The sequence below is a fragment of the Rhodococcus sp. FW305-130 genome (assembly GCF_058788335.1).
The window spans coordinates 86,326-101,367 of record NZ_JBYTAP010000011.1; the positions used below are offsets into that span (position 1 = coordinate 86,326).

14 protein-coding genes and 1 pseudogene are annotated in these 15,042 nt (G+C 62.5%); 6 read left to right on the plus strand and 9 right to left on the minus strand.

Annotated features, from left to right (window positions below):
* Positions 1-6: 6 nt before the first annotated feature.
* Both AC3WQS_RS28435 and AC3WQS_RS28440 read right to left on the minus strand, forming a co-directional pair.
* Positions 7-1,177 (minus strand): annotated as a pseudogene (locus AC3WQS_RS28435) (glycoside hydrolase family 183 protein).
* 119 nt (positions 1,178-1,296) lie between these two features.
* On the minus strand, positions 1,297-2,001 hold the full coding sequence (locus AC3WQS_RS28440) for a type 1 glutamine amidotransferase (RefSeq protein ID WP_029256465.1): 705 nt from the start codon (positions 1,999-2,001) through the stop codon (positions 1,297-1,299).
* Between the two features lie 130 nt (positions 2,002-2,131).
* Between AC3WQS_RS28440 and AC3WQS_RS28445 the strand changes: the two genes are divergently transcribed.
* From AC3WQS_RS28445 to AC3WQS_RS28470, 6 genes are all read left to right on the plus strand, one after another.
* Entirely contained in the window at positions 2,132-2,635 is a 504-nt protein-coding gene (locus AC3WQS_RS28445; RefSeq protein ID WP_021345800.1) for a PASTA domain-containing protein, read from the plus strand.
* Positions 2,636-2,764: 129 nt separating this feature from the next.
* A complete protein-coding gene (gene cuyB, locus AC3WQS_RS28450) occupies positions 2,765-3,541 on the plus strand; it encodes a cysteate racemase (protein WP_232253260.1) in 777 nt (258 codons plus the stop codon).
* Positions 3,542-3,577: 36 nt separating this feature from the next.
* Positions 3,578-4,261: a GntR family transcriptional regulator gene (locus AC3WQS_RS28455; protein ID WP_019745689.1), complete on the plus strand. Its 684-nt coding sequence runs from the start codon at positions 3,578-3,580 to the stop codon at positions 4,259-4,261.
* A gap of 62 nt (positions 4,262-4,323) precedes the next feature.
* Positions 4,324-4,701 carry an ArsR/SmtB family transcription factor gene (locus AC3WQS_RS28460; RefSeq protein WP_020909423.1) on the plus strand — a complete coding sequence of 126 codons (378 nt, stop codon included), beginning with the start codon at positions 4,324-4,326 and terminating at the stop codon, positions 4,699-4,701.
* Positions 4,698-5,294, plus strand: a complete 597-nt coding sequence (locus tag AC3WQS_RS28465) for an SRPBCC domain-containing protein (RefSeq protein ID WP_020909424.1) — start codon at positions 4,698-4,700, stop codon at positions 5,292-5,294. The genes AC3WQS_RS28460 and AC3WQS_RS28465 overlap by 4 nt, the downstream gene beginning before the upstream one ends.
* Before the next feature lie 133 nt (positions 5,295-5,427).
* Positions 5,428-7,467 carry a YhgE/Pip domain-containing protein gene (locus AC3WQS_RS28470; RefSeq protein WP_020971076.1) on the plus strand — a complete coding sequence of 680 codons (2,040 nt, stop codon included), beginning with the start codon at positions 5,428-5,430 and terminating at the stop codon, positions 7,465-7,467.
* Positions 7,468-7,505: 38 nt separating this feature from the next.
* On the opposite strand, the gene AC3WQS_RS28475 is transcribed toward AC3WQS_RS28470, so the two are convergent.
* From AC3WQS_RS28475 to fabG, 7 genes are all read right to left on the minus strand, one after another.
* On the minus strand, positions 7,506-8,705 hold the full coding sequence (locus AC3WQS_RS28475) for a glycoside hydrolase family 183 protein (RefSeq protein ID WP_019745693.1): 1,200 nt from the start codon (positions 8,703-8,705) through the stop codon (positions 7,506-7,508).
* 173 nt (positions 8,706-8,878) lie between these two features.
* Positions 8,879-9,664 carry a RhlG family 3-oxoacyl-ACP reductase gene (locus AC3WQS_RS28480; protein ID WP_020909426.1) on the minus strand — a complete coding sequence of 262 codons (786 nt, stop codon included), beginning with the start codon at positions 9,662-9,664 and terminating at the stop codon, positions 8,879-8,881.
* Positions 9,661-10,860: an acetyl-CoA C-acyltransferase gene (locus AC3WQS_RS28485; protein WP_492712591.1), complete on the minus strand. Its 1,200-nt coding sequence runs from the start codon at positions 10,858-10,860 to the stop codon at positions 9,661-9,663. Before AC3WQS_RS28485 ends, AC3WQS_RS28480 begins: the two co-directional genes overlap by 4 nt.
* A gap of 79 nt (positions 10,861-10,939) precedes the next feature.
* A complete protein-coding gene (locus tag AC3WQS_RS28490) occupies positions 10,940-11,923 on the minus strand; it encodes an NADPH:quinone oxidoreductase family protein (RefSeq protein ID WP_003943088.1) in 984 nt (327 codons plus the stop codon).
* Positions 11,924-11,954: 31 nt separating this feature from the next.
* Entirely contained in the window at positions 11,955-13,052 is a 1,098-nt protein-coding gene (locus AC3WQS_RS28495) for an acyl-CoA dehydrogenase family protein (protein WP_492712590.1), read from the minus strand.
* A complete protein-coding gene (locus tag AC3WQS_RS28500; RefSeq protein ID WP_003943047.1) occupies positions 13,049-14,242 on the minus strand; it encodes an acyl-CoA dehydrogenase family protein in 1,194 nt (397 codons plus the stop codon). Before AC3WQS_RS28500 ends, AC3WQS_RS28495 begins: the two co-directional genes overlap by 4 nt.
* Positions 14,243-14,276: 34 nt before the next feature.
* A complete protein-coding gene (gene fabG, locus AC3WQS_RS28505) occupies positions 14,277-15,035 on the minus strand; it encodes a 3-oxoacyl-ACP reductase FabG (RefSeq protein ID WP_020909429.1) in 759 nt (252 codons plus the stop codon).
* Between the last annotated feature and the right edge of the window lie 7 nt (positions 15,036-15,042).

Sequence of the window (15,042 nt, forward strand, 5' to 3'; positions counted from 1 at the left end):
TCCGGTTCACTGGTGCAGCGTGGTCTTCATGAGCATCACGTTGTAGTCGGACCAGGTGGTGGCGAGAAAGTAGAGGTCCTGCCCCTGTGACCAGGGGTGCATGTACGCGCCGTAGAGTCCCGGAACCTCGTCGGTGCCGATCACTACGTCGGGCGCACTCCACGGGCCGGTCAGGTCCGACGCCGTCCGCAGCACCAGCGCTCCCCACTCGTTGGAGTACATCGCGACGAACTTGCCGAGATAGTCGTTGTACTGCACCGACAGTTCGCTGACATCCCCGTCGAGAACCACTGCAGCGGCAGCGGGATTGTTGGGGACCCATGCTTTTCCGTCCCAGTATTCGTACGCCGCGACGTCCGCGATGGAGGCTTCCTTGACCCGCGAGAGGCGCCCCCTCGCCGAAACGTCCCGCGGGGGTACCGAAGTTGTAGACGTAACCACCGTCTTTGACGAAGGAACCCATCTGGAAGTTGTCGTTACCCGTCAACGGCAGATTGGGCCGGGACGAGGCCGGTTCGACCTGCCAGGTCTCACCGTTGTCGTGCGAGGACGCGATCTGCGAGAAGTTGGTGACCCACTCGCCCGACCCTCCCCACGAACGAATCGACATGTAGTTGACGTACTGAACGCCGCCAACCGAGATACCCGTCGTCGGAATGCTGCTGGTTTCGACGCCGGTGACTTTCAGACTTCCGATGATCTCGCGTGAGTGATTCGGCCGGTCGGTCGGTGAGGAGTCGATGTTCATGCCGTCGGACAGATTTCCGTCCGAGCTACGGAACAGGACGTTGCTGCGCCAGTCACCGACCACCCCGGAACACAGGGGGTCAGATCCGATGCCGACGGTGTCGCCGAAGGCTGTCAGGACCTGACCTGCGCCGTTGTCCCACATGATGCCGAGATCCGTGCCGAGAACGTTGAAACGCTCGACGGTTTGGTTGGGGCTGAGCGCGCCGGTGATGTACTCGACCGCCGAGGTGCGGCCCTGCAATTCCGGAAGTTTCCCGTCCGTTCCGTTGAGCCAGGGAATCGGATTGGTCGGCCCACCTGATTGATCCAAGCTGCCGGTGACGTTGCAATCCCACGGGGATGCATGAGCCTGGGTCGCCCCCAAGACCGCGGTCGACGCGAGTACACACGTCACTGCAGCTGTCGATATCTTCCGTATCCGGCGCATCGCTCCCCTTTCGCGGGGGAGATCCGGACTCTACGAGGTGTCTTGCTCGACCGGATCGGTTCATCCACCCACGACAACACAAGGTAACAGGTAAATCAGTCAATCAGGACAAAACGGCCTTATTCAACAGAGATCGATTTCAACCACTTCTCCATCACCGCTGCGGCAATCTCGAGCCCCTGAGACTCGGCAGCACTCAACTGATGCATGAAGATGCGCGGACCGTCCGCTCCCAGTGAAGCATGCAGCGAGTCGCGGTACTCGGCCAGTTCCATCCATTCGCGCGCCACCTCGGAGGACGCTTCGAGGTGAAACTGAACGGCGTAACTCTGCTTGTATCGGAAGAGTTGATTCGGATACTTGGCAGAACCAGCGAGCCGCACCGCGCCGTTCGGAATGTCGAAGGTATCCGAATGCCATTGCATTGCAGGAAATGTGGAGGGCAGATCTCCCCACACGGGATCTTGCCGGCCCTCGACAGTCAAGGTGATCTCCTCAACTCCGACTTCGGGCACAGCGCCCGTGTAGACGCGAGCACCCAGCGCCGCGGCGAGCAACTGCGAACCCAGACACACTCCCCACACCGGGACATCGTTCTCGACCAGATCGCGAATGTATTCGATCTCGGATGCCAACCACTCGACCTCGCCCTGATCGCCGACGCCCATCGGCCCGCCCATCACGATCACGGCGTCGAACCGTCGATGGTCGGGAAGCGGGTCGGTTCCCAGAAGAACGGTCTGCACATCTCCGTAGCTCTCCAGGACAGGCGAATACGCCGCTGGGGGTTCACACTGCGCGTGTCGTAGTTCCAGAAAATGCATTAGGCAATTCCTCTCGAATCCGGTGCCGAAAGCCTATGGTTCTATTCGACATAAGGCACATCGACGGCGTCGGATGTGCTCTGACTCGAATCTCCCCTTTTCATCGCCCCTTTACCGACAAGGAACGTCTGTGCGCGCACCACAACTCTTTTCGACATCGATTCGCCCGTCCTCAACTGCCGTTCGCATCGGACTCAGCGCATTCGCCTTGGCGTCACTTGCCGCATGCTCAGGAACAAGCACCGACAGCGAGGCCGAATCAACATCCACCGCGACCACCACTGCAACCTCGACAACTCAACCCACGACGACTCAGGCTCCATTGACCACCTCGGTGGCCGGTCCGACGAATACTCCACTGGCCACCACCCCAGTCACCGCAGAAGTGACGCCCCCTGCAACTCCTGCGATCATGCCCAACGTCGTGTGCATGAATCTTCAAGACGCGCAGGACACCATTCAGTCGGCCGGAGTCTTCTTCTCCAGAAGTGCTGACGCAACTGGCGCGGGTCGACGCCAACTGGTCGATTCCAACTGGATTGTTGTCGATCAGACACCTTCTGCCGGAAGCCCTTTCGGTGAAATCGAAGCCGTGCTCTCAGCCGTCAAGATCGGCGAACCCACCCCCTGCTGATCGAGCGAGATCTCGAACTTCGCAATTCTGGGAACGCCGCGCCCTACTTGACAACTACCTTCAACCTCCTTCACTGTAGTCAACATTACGAGTATCCAATATATTGGATGCGAAAGGTTGGATTGCAACATGAAGGTGCAACGAATACGGCAGCGCGCCAACTCTCCGGCGGGCATGAGCGAACCCGTCATCGGAATACTCGGAGGCATGGGGCCGGCCGCTACTGCGGACTTCTACTCCAAACTCGTTGCCCTGACGCCAGGTTCGACGGATCAGGAGCACCCCAAAGTTGTCATCTGGGCCGATCCCACGGTTCCCGACCGGACATTGGCACTCACCGAGGACGGCCCGGACCCCACCCCCTGGCTGCTCCGAGGTGCGCGCGTCCTCCGAGAGTCGGGCGCAACGACGCTCGCCATCCCATGCAATACCGCCCACGCCTTCCTGCCCGCCATCTCATCCCAACTGGGACTTCCCGTCGTCCACATGATCGACGAAGTTGCTCGGCACATCCGGACGCTCTCACCCGCCGTCACATCCGTCGGACTGTTGGCCACCACGGGGACGGTCCGCACCGGGTTGTATCAACAATGGCTGTCGGAATACTCGATTGACGTCCTGGTGCCAGGACCTGCGATCCAGGACGAACTGGTGATGCCGGCGATCCGAGCAATCAAGAGTGGCAACGTCGGAGACGAGACCACCGACAAACTCGTCAGGGCCGCTGATCTTCTCGTCGAATCGGGCGCGCAGGTCGTCGTGGCCGGATGCACCGAGATTCCGCTCGGACTGCCCGCCGACGCCACAACCTGTCAGATCATCGATCCGGCAACAATTCTCGCCCGCGCGCTGCTCCTACGCGTTGCGGATGCCCGGAAACACGCGTCGTTGGCCGACCTGGGCTGACCTGCGACAAGCAACGTGCAGAGTACGATATCCAGTATGTTGCGTGGCGGTAAACCGGTTGAGCGAGCACGAATGAGCGACATCGCTCTCGAACGCATTCGCGAAGCGATCGTCACCGGTGAACTGGCGCCGGGCTCGAAGATCAAGGACAGCGAACTCGCCGAGTATCTGGGATTGAGCAGAACTCCGGTCCGCGAAGCGCTCGCAAGGCTGGTCGACACCGGACTCGTGGAAGCGAAGCCCGGTGCATACACGCGCATCACCACCCTCGACCGCGGCGACGTCGAGGCAACACTCGCAGTCATCGAAGCTCTCGACCAACTGGCCGTCGTCACCGCTGTACCGAACCTCACCGACGAGATGATCGGGGCGATGCGCTCCGCCAACAAAGACTTCGCCGCTGCCGTCAAGCGAAACGACATAGGCCGAGCGCTGACCGCGGACGATCGCCTACACAGCGTCATCATCGACGCTGCGGCAAATCCGCTGTTGAAGAAGCTGATTCACCAGGTTCACCCACAAATTCACCGCATCTACTACCGCAAGTTCTCGAGCCTTCTCGGCAGCCAGGACTCCGTCGACCATCACAACAAGCTGATCGAGCTGTGCGCAGACCACGATGCCGAGGCGGCAGCAACACTGTCGGCCGAACATCGACGCCATCTCGGCGGGCTGATCGGTGAACTCTTCGACGCCGACGAGTTCGCGCTCTCGGACTGACCGACGCCCGAATACAAGTTTCGGCGCTTGCCTATATTGGCCATTGCCGATATAAATGACTGGTGCATGCGTTCGACGTTCTCGGAGACCCAGTTCGGCGAAGAATCATGGAACTCCTGTCCAGCGGCGAGCGCTCGGCGGGTCAGATCGCCGAAGTCGTGGCAGCGGAGTTCGGAATCTCGCAACCGACCGCGTCCGGGCACCTGCGAGTGCTCCGAGAAAACGGATTCGCCACCGTCCGCAGCGAAGGCACCAGGCGTCTCTATGCCGTCGAGCCCGCGCCATTGCAAGAAGTGGACCAATGGCTCGACGGATTCCGGCAGTTCTGGAGCGGCCCTCTCGACGCATTGGCCACAGAACTCGCACGAGGGAAACGACGCGGCTCCGAGCGGAGCAGATCTTCACAATCGAATTTTTCCGACGAAGGAGACTCACAATGACCGAGATCGCGAACCAGGACACCAGCCTCACGGCGGTAGAGCGGAGCATGGGCAACCGCGACATCGCAGAAGGTGCGGCTCGAACTGCCGTACTCAAGCGCCGCTACAACGCGTCGGTCGACGACGTCTGGGACGCCATCACGACCCCTGACCGCATCAACCGTTTCTTCCTTCCGGTGAGCGGAGACTTCCAGGTGGGCGGCTCGTACGCCTTCGAAGGCCAGGCAAGTGGCGAGATCCTGGCCTGCGACGCCCCACACCTGCTGCGACTGCAGTGGACACCGCCCGGCGATCGCGGATACAGCGATCAGGTCGAGATCCGGCTGACTGCAGACGGCCCCGACGCCACCTGGCTCGAGTTGGAGCACGCCTCCGTCGCCGATGTCTTCCGCAACGACCCGGACACCGGCTGCTACGGCGTCGGAACCGGCTGGGAAGGCCCACTTCACTACCTGGGCGAATACTTGCGCGGCACTCTCCCCGATGCGCCGAGCACCGAGTGGTACACCTTCGACGAAGCAGAGGAGCTTCGTCTGGCCAACTTCCGCGGGTGGGAGTGGGCAAAGATCGAGGCAGAGCACGGCGGCCGATAACGCCCAATTCTTCGAAAACGGTCACAGGATGGCCGTTTGCTTTGTATCGTGACCGAGCTGGACGTATGTCCAGCAGTTTTGGTGGCTTTCTTTCGTGCCACAACTGCTTCGGTCCACGAGAAGAGAGCTCCACATGGCGCCACAACCCGTAGTCGACAACGCGGCCACGACGCGACGCACGCACATCATCCGGACAGTTCTCGCTGTCCTCGTCATCGCACCGCTGTCGATTGCGGCGTTCTACATGTGGGCACTGTGGGATCCGGGCGACACGGTCAACCGCTTGCCCGTCGCCATCGTCAACGCCGATGCCGGCACAGAACTCGACGGAACACGTCTGCAAGCCGGCGATGAAGTTGTTGCCGCGCTCGTCGAGAGCGGAGACGTTGCATGGAAGGTCGTCTCGGAACAGGAAGCCGCCGACGGCGTCAACGACGGCACCTACTACTTCTCGGTCGTCATTCCCAAGACTTTCAGCGCAGACGTGGCCAGTGCCGCATCGGGTTCGGGCCGCAAGGCCGAACTCGACGTCTTGTACAACGATTACAACAGTCTGGTCGCCGGCCCGGTCGGTGAAAGCATCATCGCTCAGGTGCGCTCGGCGGTCTCCGAGTCGATCGGCGAGCAGTCCATCGACCAGGTGCTGGTCGGGTTGGGTGAACTCGGAACAGGATTCGGTGAAGCAGCCGCTGGCGCGCAACAACTCTCCGACGGATCCTCCGAGGCACTCGCCGGAACCAACGAGCTCTACGCCGGAAGCAAGGAACTCGCCACCGGCATGGGTGAAGCGAATCAAGGCGGCAAGGAGCTGGCCGCCGGAGCCGGCGAGCTGGCTGCTGGAGCGAACGAAGCTGCTGCAGGCTCGGGCGAGCTGAGCAGCGGACTCAACCAGTTGGTCGGGGGAACCGACGAACTCGGCGCAGGCGCCCGTCAGATCAGCGAAGTGGTCGACATGGTCACCACCCCGGTACTCGACCTCGCGGGGTCCTCGGACGCCGTCGTCGGTCAGATCGACGCCCTCACGTCGATGCTTCGAAACTCGGCCGATCCGGTCTCCGCCGGACTCGTCGAAGCCCTGGGTGGACTGCGGGCTTCCCTGACTGCACAACCGTCGGACGACGACGTGATCGGTCAGCTCGGCCAGCTTCGCGACGGTGCGCGGGAGATCTCGCGCCAACTCACCGATCCGAGCAGCGACTACCGTGGCGGGCTTCTTGCCGCGGCGGCCGGTGCAGGTGAACTCAACACGGGACTAGGCCAACTGTCCGACGGCGCAGGCCAACTCGCTACCGGCGCACAGGAACTCTCCACCGGCCTCGGGCAGTTGGACACCGGAAGTATTGCGCTCCGTGACGGTCTCGGGCAGCTATCGGCCGGCGTCGGCGAGCTCGACGCGGGCAGCGCAGAACTCGCCACCGGTTTGTCCGACGGCGCCGCCCAGGTGCCGCAGTTCTCGGACGACGAACGCGCCACCACAGCCAATCTGCTCTCGTCCCCGGTTGCCGTCGACGCGCGGAACAACTATCCCGCAGCCGGTTTCGGACCGGGAGCCGTCCCTGCCGTGATCTCGGTGGCACTGTTCCTGTGCGGAATTCTCACGTGGTTCGTCGTCCGTCCACGACGCGGACGTTCACTGAACTCGCACACCAGCGTGGTGCGTGAGGGGCTGCGCCGCTACCGCATTCCCGCCCTGGTCACCTTGGTCGCGGCGCTCGTGTTGTCGGTGGTGTCACTGACCGTGGCAAACGTCGAACCACCTAGTGTTCTGGCGATGATCGCAGTGATGATCCTGGTGGGTGCCGCCGCGGTCAGCTCGGGCAGGCTCTTCACCGTTGTGTTCGGAGCCGTCAACGGAACCTTCATCGCTTTGGGCGCCTTGATGATTCAGATCTTCGCCTTCGGCGCGGTGTACCCCATCGAACAGATGCCGACGGTTCTGCAGTGGCTGCACGCCCTGATGCCACTCACGTGGGCGCGCAACGCCATGCGCATGGTCCTTGTCGGATACTACGGCCCGAAATTCTGGGTGGCGGTAATCGCTCTGGCTGCCTTGGTGATCGGAGCCGTCCTGTTCACCATCTGGTGGCGCCGCCGACAAGAACCGCCGACCGACGCCGATGACGACGCGCCGATCACCGAGGAGATCGTGTACCTCCAACCAACGCAAATGTAACTCGGCGCAAACCTGAGTCAGCGCAAACGTGAGTCGGATCAGCGAACGAGCGTCGTACGCATCAACATGACGTTGTAGTCGGCCCACGTGGTGGCAAGGAAGTACAGATCCGAACCACTGGACCACGGGTGGATGTATGCAGCGTAGATACCGGGAACCTCGACCAGATTGACCAATGTTTCCGGTGCCGTCCACGGACCGACCGGACTGGGAGCGGTTCGCATCACGATCGAACTGAACGCGTCGGCGTACATCGCCACGAACTTGCCGAGGAACTCGTTGTACTGAACGGAGATCTCCCCGATGCGGCCGCCCATGACGGGTACGGCCGCAGCGGGATCAGCTCGGATCCAGCCGTTTCCGTTCCAGTACTCGTAGGCGGAAAGATCGAGGATCGCCCCCTCGGGCACGCGAGAAAGTCGAACCTCGCCGGATCGTCCCGCGGGGGTTCCGTAGTTGTAGACGAACCCGCCGTCCTTCACCATCGAGCTCATCTGAAAGTTCTCGCTACCGGCGACGGGGGCGACACCCGCGGGAAGAACCCCACCGATATTGGGGCGCAGCGTCTCCGGACGCATGGTCCACGTCTCGCCGTTGTCCGAGGAGGTGGCAATCTGTGAGTAGTTTGTACTCCACTGCCCGGCCTCGCCCCAGTTGCGCACCGACATGTAGCTCAGATACTGCACACCGTTCACTGCTATGCCGCTCGTGGGGATACTGGAAGCCTCGACGCCCGGAATCTTCAGACCGGAGATGATCTCACGCGCCTGACCGGTACCGTCCTTCGGCGCGCTGTCGATGCGCATCCCGTCGGCGAGTACCCGATCCGAGCTGCGGAAGAGCACATTACTTCGCCACTCGCCCACCAAACCGTCGCAGGTGGGGTTACGACTGAGCCCGGTGGTATCGCCGAAAGCGGTCAGAATCTGCCCCGCACCGTTGTCCCACATGATGCCCAGGTCGGTTCCCAGGACATTGAAGCGATCAACCGTCTTGTTGGGACTGTATGTGCCGGTGATCTTTTCGATCGCGGTAGTACGACCGGACAGACCTGGCAACCCTCCGGTGTTGCCGTTGAGCCACGGCGCCGCATTGGCCGGACCTCCACTACTACCGACGCCACTGACTCCGACGCATCCCGGCGCAGCCATCGCCGGCGAAGCCACCGCCGTGACGGCAGCAGCTGCCAGAGCAGCAACTACCCCGAACACCCCCAACGATCTCCCCGCGCGAAACATGACTCCCCCATGGCCGGGATTGTTGGTGTTGTCGTCGTCGTTCCCCCCGAACCTCGGACAATCTAGCAACTGCAGTCACAGATAACCCAATCAGACAAAGACGCGAAAAGGCCTGAAAGTCATAGTAGTTCAGACTTTCAGGCCTTTTCGGACAGAGAAGATCAGTCAGTAGGTCAGCGCGCTCCGCTCGCACCGCCGTCGAGTGGAATCACCGCGCCGGTCAGATAAGCCCCGGCACGTGAAGCCAGGAAAATGGCAAGACCTGCAGCATCCTGGGGAGTTCCGACCCTGCCCAACGGGACCGAGTCCGCCACAGCCTTTGCACTTTGCTCGTCCTCGAGGAGGAATGCCATCATCTTCGACGGGAACGGGCCCGGCGCAATGGCATTGACCGTGATCTGTTCCCCCGCAAGCGTTGCCGCGAGCTTGCGCGTCAACATGTGCACCGCAGCCTTACTGGCTCCGTACGAGAAGTTCTCCGACCCCGACACCACGAGTCCGTCGATCGATCCGATATTGATCACGCGCGCGGGATCTTCCGCAGTGGCCGCAGAACGCAGCTGCGGCAACAGCTTCTGCGTCAAGAGGAAGATTGCCTTGACATTGATGTCGAAGATCTTGTCGAAGCCGGCAGCCGGAAAATCGTCGACGGGAGCTCCCCACGTGGCACCGGCGTTGTTGACCAGTACGTCGAGCGTCGGCGAAATCTCGGCGACCTTCGCAGCGAGGCTCTCGATCCCCTCGTCCGTGGACAGATCGGCCGGATGCGAGATGCAGGTGCCGAACTCCGAAAGCTCTCGCGCGGCTTCGTCACAGGCTTCGGCTTTTCGGGCCGAAATGACGACCGTCGCTCCGCCTTCGACAAATCCACGAGCGATCATGTATCCGATACCGCGTGATCCACCGGTGACCACAACGGTCTTGCCACTGACGTCGAACAGTCCCTCGATCAAGCTCATGCGACCTCGAAAAGCCCGGCAGCACCCATGCCGCCGCCGATGCACATGGTCACCACCACGAGCTTGGCTCCGCGCCGTTTTCCTTCCAGAAGAGCATGGCCGACCAGACGAGCACCCGTCATTCCGTACGGATGGCCGACGGAGATACCGCCGCCGTCGACGTTGTACTTCTCGGGATCGATCCCGAGCTTGTCGCGGCAGTACAGGGCCTGAGAGGCGAAGGCCTCGTTGAGTTCCCAGAGATCGATGTCGTCGACCTTCAGTCCGTGAAGATCCAGCAGACGCGGAATCGCGAACACCGGTCCGATGCCCATCTCGTCGGGAGCACAACCCGCGACAGCCATCCCACGGTAGATACCGAGAGGAGCCAACCCGCGGCGTTCCGCCTCGCCCGCCTCCATCAGCACCGAAGCGGAGGCACCGTCCGAGAGCTGAGACGAGTTGCCCGCAGTGATGGAGGAATGCGCACTGACAGTCCCGTCGGCCAGAACCGGTCGCAGACTCGACAGCCCTTCCAACGTGGTGGAAGCGCGGTTGCCTTCGTCCAGGGTCAGCGTCACGGACTCGCTGCGGATCTCACCCGTCTCCTTGTCCTGCACTTGCTTGATCGAGGGCAGCGGGACGATCTCGAGATCGAACCGACCTGTGTTCTGAGCTGCTGCGGTCCGCTGCTGCGAGACGAGCGCGAACTCGTCCTGCTGCTCGCGGGTCACTCCGTAGCGCTCGGCGACGATCTCGGCCGTGTGCAGCATCGGCATGTAAATCGACGGCTTGTTTTCCTTCAGCCACGGATCAGCCGCGCGGAAGTTGTTCATGTGATCGTTCTGGACCAACGAGATCGATTCGACTCCGCCGCCGACCGCGATCTGCATTCCGTCGTCCACGATCTGCTTGGCTGCGGTCGCGATGGCCATGAGCCCGGACGAGCACTGACGATCGATCGTCATTCCGGAAACCGAGTCCGGAAGCCCGGCCCGCAGCACCGCTTGCCGTGCGACGTTGCCGCCGGAAGATCCCTGCTGCAGCGCGGCGCCGAGGATGACGTCCTCAACCTCGCCGCCCTCGAGGCCCGCGCGCTGAACTGCATTCGAAATGGCATGTGCAGCAAGCTCTTGAGCCTGAGTGTTGTTGAACGCGCCGCGGTACGCCTTACCGATCGGGGTACGGGCGGTGGAAACGATGACAGCTTGCCTCATCGGGGAATCCTTTCGTCGAACACGAAGTGCTGTGCGCCTTTATTAACCGCCGGGGGTTAATAAAGGCGCACAGCAAGAATCAGGGCTGGAACACGACGCGACCAACAGTGGTGCCGTCGCCGAGGCGACCGATACCGTCGGCAACGTCCGTCAACGACAACCGCTCACTGATCAGTGGTTTGACCAAGCCGGCATCGGCGAGCCTGGTGAGCTCGACGTGGCAGTCGTCGATGGCCTGCTGGTTGTAGGCCTTGTACAGCCCCCAGTGCAGTCCGATGATCGAATAGTTCTTGATGAGAGCGTGATTGAGTGCCGGCTGCGGGATCGTGCCACCGGCGAAGCCGATGATGACGATCCGTCCCTCGAAGGCGATGCACTTGGTGGACTTCGCGTAGGCGTCGCCGCCGACCGGATCGAAGACCACGTCGGCGCCCTTGCCGCCGGTGAACTCCTTGACCGCTGCCACGAAGTCCTCACTGTGACGGTCTACGACGAGGTCTGCGCCGAGCTTGCGCGCGTACTCGGCCTTGTCCGGGCCGCCGACGACACCGATGACCTTGGCGCCTGCCGCCTTGCCGAGTTGCACTGCCGCACTACCGACACCACCCGCAGCAGCGTGGACCAACAACGTCTCACCCTCGAGCAGTTGGGTGCGGCGATGCAGAGCGAACCACGCTGTCTGATAGCCGATGCTCAGAGCGGATGCTTCCGCGTCGTCGAGAGCCGACGGCGCCGGGAACGTGTTGTTCTGATCCAGTACCGAGTACTCGGCGAATCCGCCGGACGGCAGACTCGGATTACCGATCACCCGGTCCCCCACTGCGAACTTGGTCACCGATTCACCGACCGAGACCACTTCACCACACAGTTCGACACCGGGTGTGAAGGGCAGCGGCGGCTTGATCTGGTACTCACCCCGGCACATGAGGACGTCGGGGAAGTTGGCCGGAGCCGCCAGCACCTTGACCAACATCTCCGTCGCATTCGGGGTGGGATCCGCGGTCTCCTCCAACGCGAGCACATCGCGGGGTTGACCGAGTTCGTTGACGCGCCAAGCCTTCACAGCAATTCTCCAGACAGATAGTGGGTGAGTTTCAGGACGAGATCCGGAGGTCGACCAACTCGGCGAGGCGTGCCCGATGCTGATACGCGGTTCCCAGCGACAGCTGATCGCTCTTCGCCCGTTTGAGGTACAGGTGCGCCGGATACTCCCACGTCATTCCGATACCACCATGAAGTTGGACGCATTCCTCCGCAGCATGAACCGCGACGCCGCTGCAGAATGCCTGGGCCACCGTCGCTGCGATCGCCGCATCGGCGTCGCCGCGCGCATAGGTGTCCGCCGCATATCGTGCTGCCGCTCCCGAAGAGCTGACTTCGAGCCAGAGATCGGCGAGGCGGTGCTTGATCGCCTGGTACGAACCGATCGCCCGGCCGAACTGCTTGCGCTCCTTCACATACGCGAGAGTCGTTTCGAGGCACCACTGAGCTACAGCGAACTGTTCGGACGCCAGAAGTGCGCTTCCGCAGAGCAATGCTTCCTCAACCGCTTGCGCCGCATTGCCGCTGTCGACACGGACCGACGACGACCCCGAGAACTCGACGTCCGCCAATCGGCGCGTCATGTCCAGGGACAGAACCGGCGTGACGGTAGCGTCGGCGATCCGAACTGTATGCAGCTCCAGGCCGCTCTCACCGGCAACCGGAACAACAAGAACATCGGACTCGGCGACGCCGGCAACCGTCGTGACGCTGCCGACGAGTCCACTCGCCGTTACCTTGACAGTAGGTGTGAAAGTTCCTGGTGCAGTGGACAACGGGACGACCAGAGCAGCCGTCGAATCCCCCGCTGCCAATTGACCGAGCACCTCGGTCTCGCCGGCCTTCAGCAACGCCGTCGTCGCCAGCACCGCGCTGGTGAAGAACGGAACGGGAGCGACCGCACGTCCGATCTCCTCCATCACGACCGCCGCCTCACGCGTCGACGCACCTGCCCCGCCCAGTTCCTCGGGTACCAGCAGTCCCGCCAAACCGAGTTCCGACGCCAGCGACTTCCACAGCCCGGTGAAGTCGGCGGACACGTCGTCGTACGCCGTGACCACGGTGTCGGCGCCGGCCCGCTCGCTCAGCAGTCGTCTGACGCTGGCTCGCAGATCTTGTTCGGTCTCGGAGTACAGCAGATCGGCGCTCATCGGGGTAGGTCCTTCCAGGCGATGTCCTTGTCGACGCGATGCTCGGGCGGCAACCCGAGTACACGTTCTGCGATGACGTTGCGCAGGATCTCCGACGTTCCGCCCTCGATCGAATTGCCCTTGGCTCGCAGGTACCGGTATCCGGGTTCACGCCCGGTGAAGTCGACGGAATCCGGTCGACGCAGCGTCCAGTCGTCGTAGCGCAGACCAGCTTCGCCGTGCAGCTCGAGGTCGAAACCCGAAATCTGCTGAGCCAAACCGGCAAACGCGAGCTTCATTCCCGAGCCCTCGGGGCCAGGCTGGCCGGCGGCGAGCTGCTGGCGCAGTCGCTCACCGGTCAGACGCGCAACTTCGGATTCGGTCCAGAGCCGCATCAACTCGTCGTGCATCGCCGGATTACGCAGCTCGGGCTCGTCACGCCAGGCCTGAGCGACCTTTCCGATCATGCCTCCCTCACGCGGTGCGCCCGAACCGATGGCAACACGCTCGTTGTTCAGGGTGGTGGTCGCAACCTTCCACCCCTGGCCTTCGGCTCCGAGGCGATTGGCGTCCGGAATCCTGACGTCCGTGAGGAATACCTCGTTGAATTCGGCCTCGCCGGTGATCTGACGCAGCGGCCGGACATCGACGCCCGGGTCGGTCATGTCGCAGATGAAGTAGCTCAGACCCGCATGCTTGGAACGTGACGGATCGGTCCTGGCCACGAGAATCGCCAGCTGCGCATTCTGCGCGCCCGACGTCCATACCTTCTGCCCGTTGACTATCCAGTCGTCGCCGTCGCGGACGGCGCGGGTAGCGACGGCCGCGAGGTCCGACCCTGCGCCCGGTTCACTGAACAGCTGGCAGTAGACCGTCTCCGCAGTCCACAACGGGCGCAGGAACTTCTGCTTCTGCTCCTCGGTACCGAAGGCGGCGATGGTCGGTGCCGCCATGCCGAGTCCGATGCCGTTCTTGCCGGTGGCCGGGCCGGGTGCGCCGGCGGCCTCCAGCTGAGCGTTCACCTGACGCTGAAAGCTCTGCGGTACACCGAGTCCCCCATGACCTTCGGGGAAATGAACCCACGCCAGTCCGGCGTCGAATCGTGCGCCGAGGAAATCCGACACCGACACACTGTTCGGATCGTTCTCCGCGAGAAGCGTGTTCACCTTTTCGGTGAGATCACGCGATACTGCCTCTTCGTCGAAAGCCATGCCCATTCCTTCGGTTCGAGCGGTGAGCGGACGGTCAGTCCTTCGGTCCACCGGCGACGTAGACGACCTGACCGGAAACGAAGCCCGCGCCTTCACTGACGAAGAACGACGCGGTGTGCGCGATGTCCTCGGGCTGACCGACGCGGTTGACCGGAATCTGCGAAGCGGCAGCGGTCTTGAAGTCCTCGAAGCCGACTCCCATGCGCTCTGCCGTTGCGGCGGTCATCTCGGTTTCGATGAATCCGGGGGCAATGGCGTTGGCGGTGACGCCGAATTTGCCCAATTCGAAGGCCAATGTCTTGGTGAATCCCTGCATGCCGGCCTTGGCTGCGGAGTAGTTGACCTGTCCGCGGTTGCCGAGAGCCGACGTGCTCGAGAGGTTCACGATGCGGCCGAACTTCGCTTCCACCATGTACTTCTGCACCGCACGCGACATGAGGAACGCTCCGCGCAGATGGACGTTCATCACCGAATCCCACTCGGCGACGCTCATCTTGAACAGAAGGTTGTCGCGAGTGATGCCGGCATTGTTGATCAGCACGGTAGGTGCACCGAGTTCTGCGGCCACACGATCCACCGCTGCAGCAACCGAAGCCTCGTCGGAGACGTCAGCGCCCACGGCCAGTGCTTGGCCGCCTGCGGCCTTGATCGCGTCGACGGTTCCGGCACACGCTGCTTCGTCGAGATCCAGCACGGCAACGGCAAAGCCGTCTTCCGACAGTCGCTTGGCCACTGCCGCACCGATTCCGCGTGCTGCACCCGTGACAATTGCGGTTCTACGTTCCTGGCTCACTGGCCCT

Bases quoted from the DNA above. Each gene is read 5' to 3' on its own strand.
- AC3WQS_RS28470 (WP_020971076.1), top strand. From the start codon at position 5,428: ATGGCGCCACAACCCGTAGTCGACAACGCGGCCACGACGCGACGCACG.
- cuyB (WP_232253260.1), top strand. From the start codon at position 2,765: ATGAAGGTGCAACGAATACGGCAGCGCGCCAACTCTCCGGCGGGCATG.
- AC3WQS_RS28475 (WP_019745693.1), bottom strand. From the start codon at position 8,705: ATGTTTCGCGCGGGGAGATCGTTGGGGGTGTTCGGGGTAGTTGCTGCT.
- AC3WQS_RS28500 (WP_003943047.1), bottom strand. From the start codon at position 14,242: ATGGCTTTCGACGAAGAGGCAGTATCGCGTGATCTCACCGAAAAGGTG.
- AC3WQS_RS28455 (WP_019745689.1), top strand. From the start codon at position 3,578: ATGTTGCGTGGCGGTAAACCGGTTGAGCGAGCACGAATGAGCGACATC.
- AC3WQS_RS28465 (WP_020909424.1), top strand. From the start codon at position 4,698: ATGACCGAGATCGCGAACCAGGACACCAGCCTCACGGCGGTAGAGCGG.
- AC3WQS_RS28440 (WP_029256465.1), bottom strand. From the start codon at position 2,001: ATGCATTTTCTGGAACTACGACACGCGCAGTGTGAACCCCCAGCGGCG.
- AC3WQS_RS28485 (WP_492712591.1), bottom strand. From the start codon at position 10,860: ATGAGGCAAGCTGTCATCGTTTCCACCGCCCGTACCCCGATCGGTAAG.
- AC3WQS_RS28495 (WP_492712590.1), bottom strand. From the start codon at position 13,052: ATGAGCGCCGATCTGCTGTACTCCGAGACCGAACAAGATCTGCGAGCC.
- AC3WQS_RS28480 (WP_020909426.1), bottom strand. From the start codon at position 9,664: ATGAGCTTGATCGAGGGACTGTTCGACGTCAGTGGCAAGACCGTTGTG.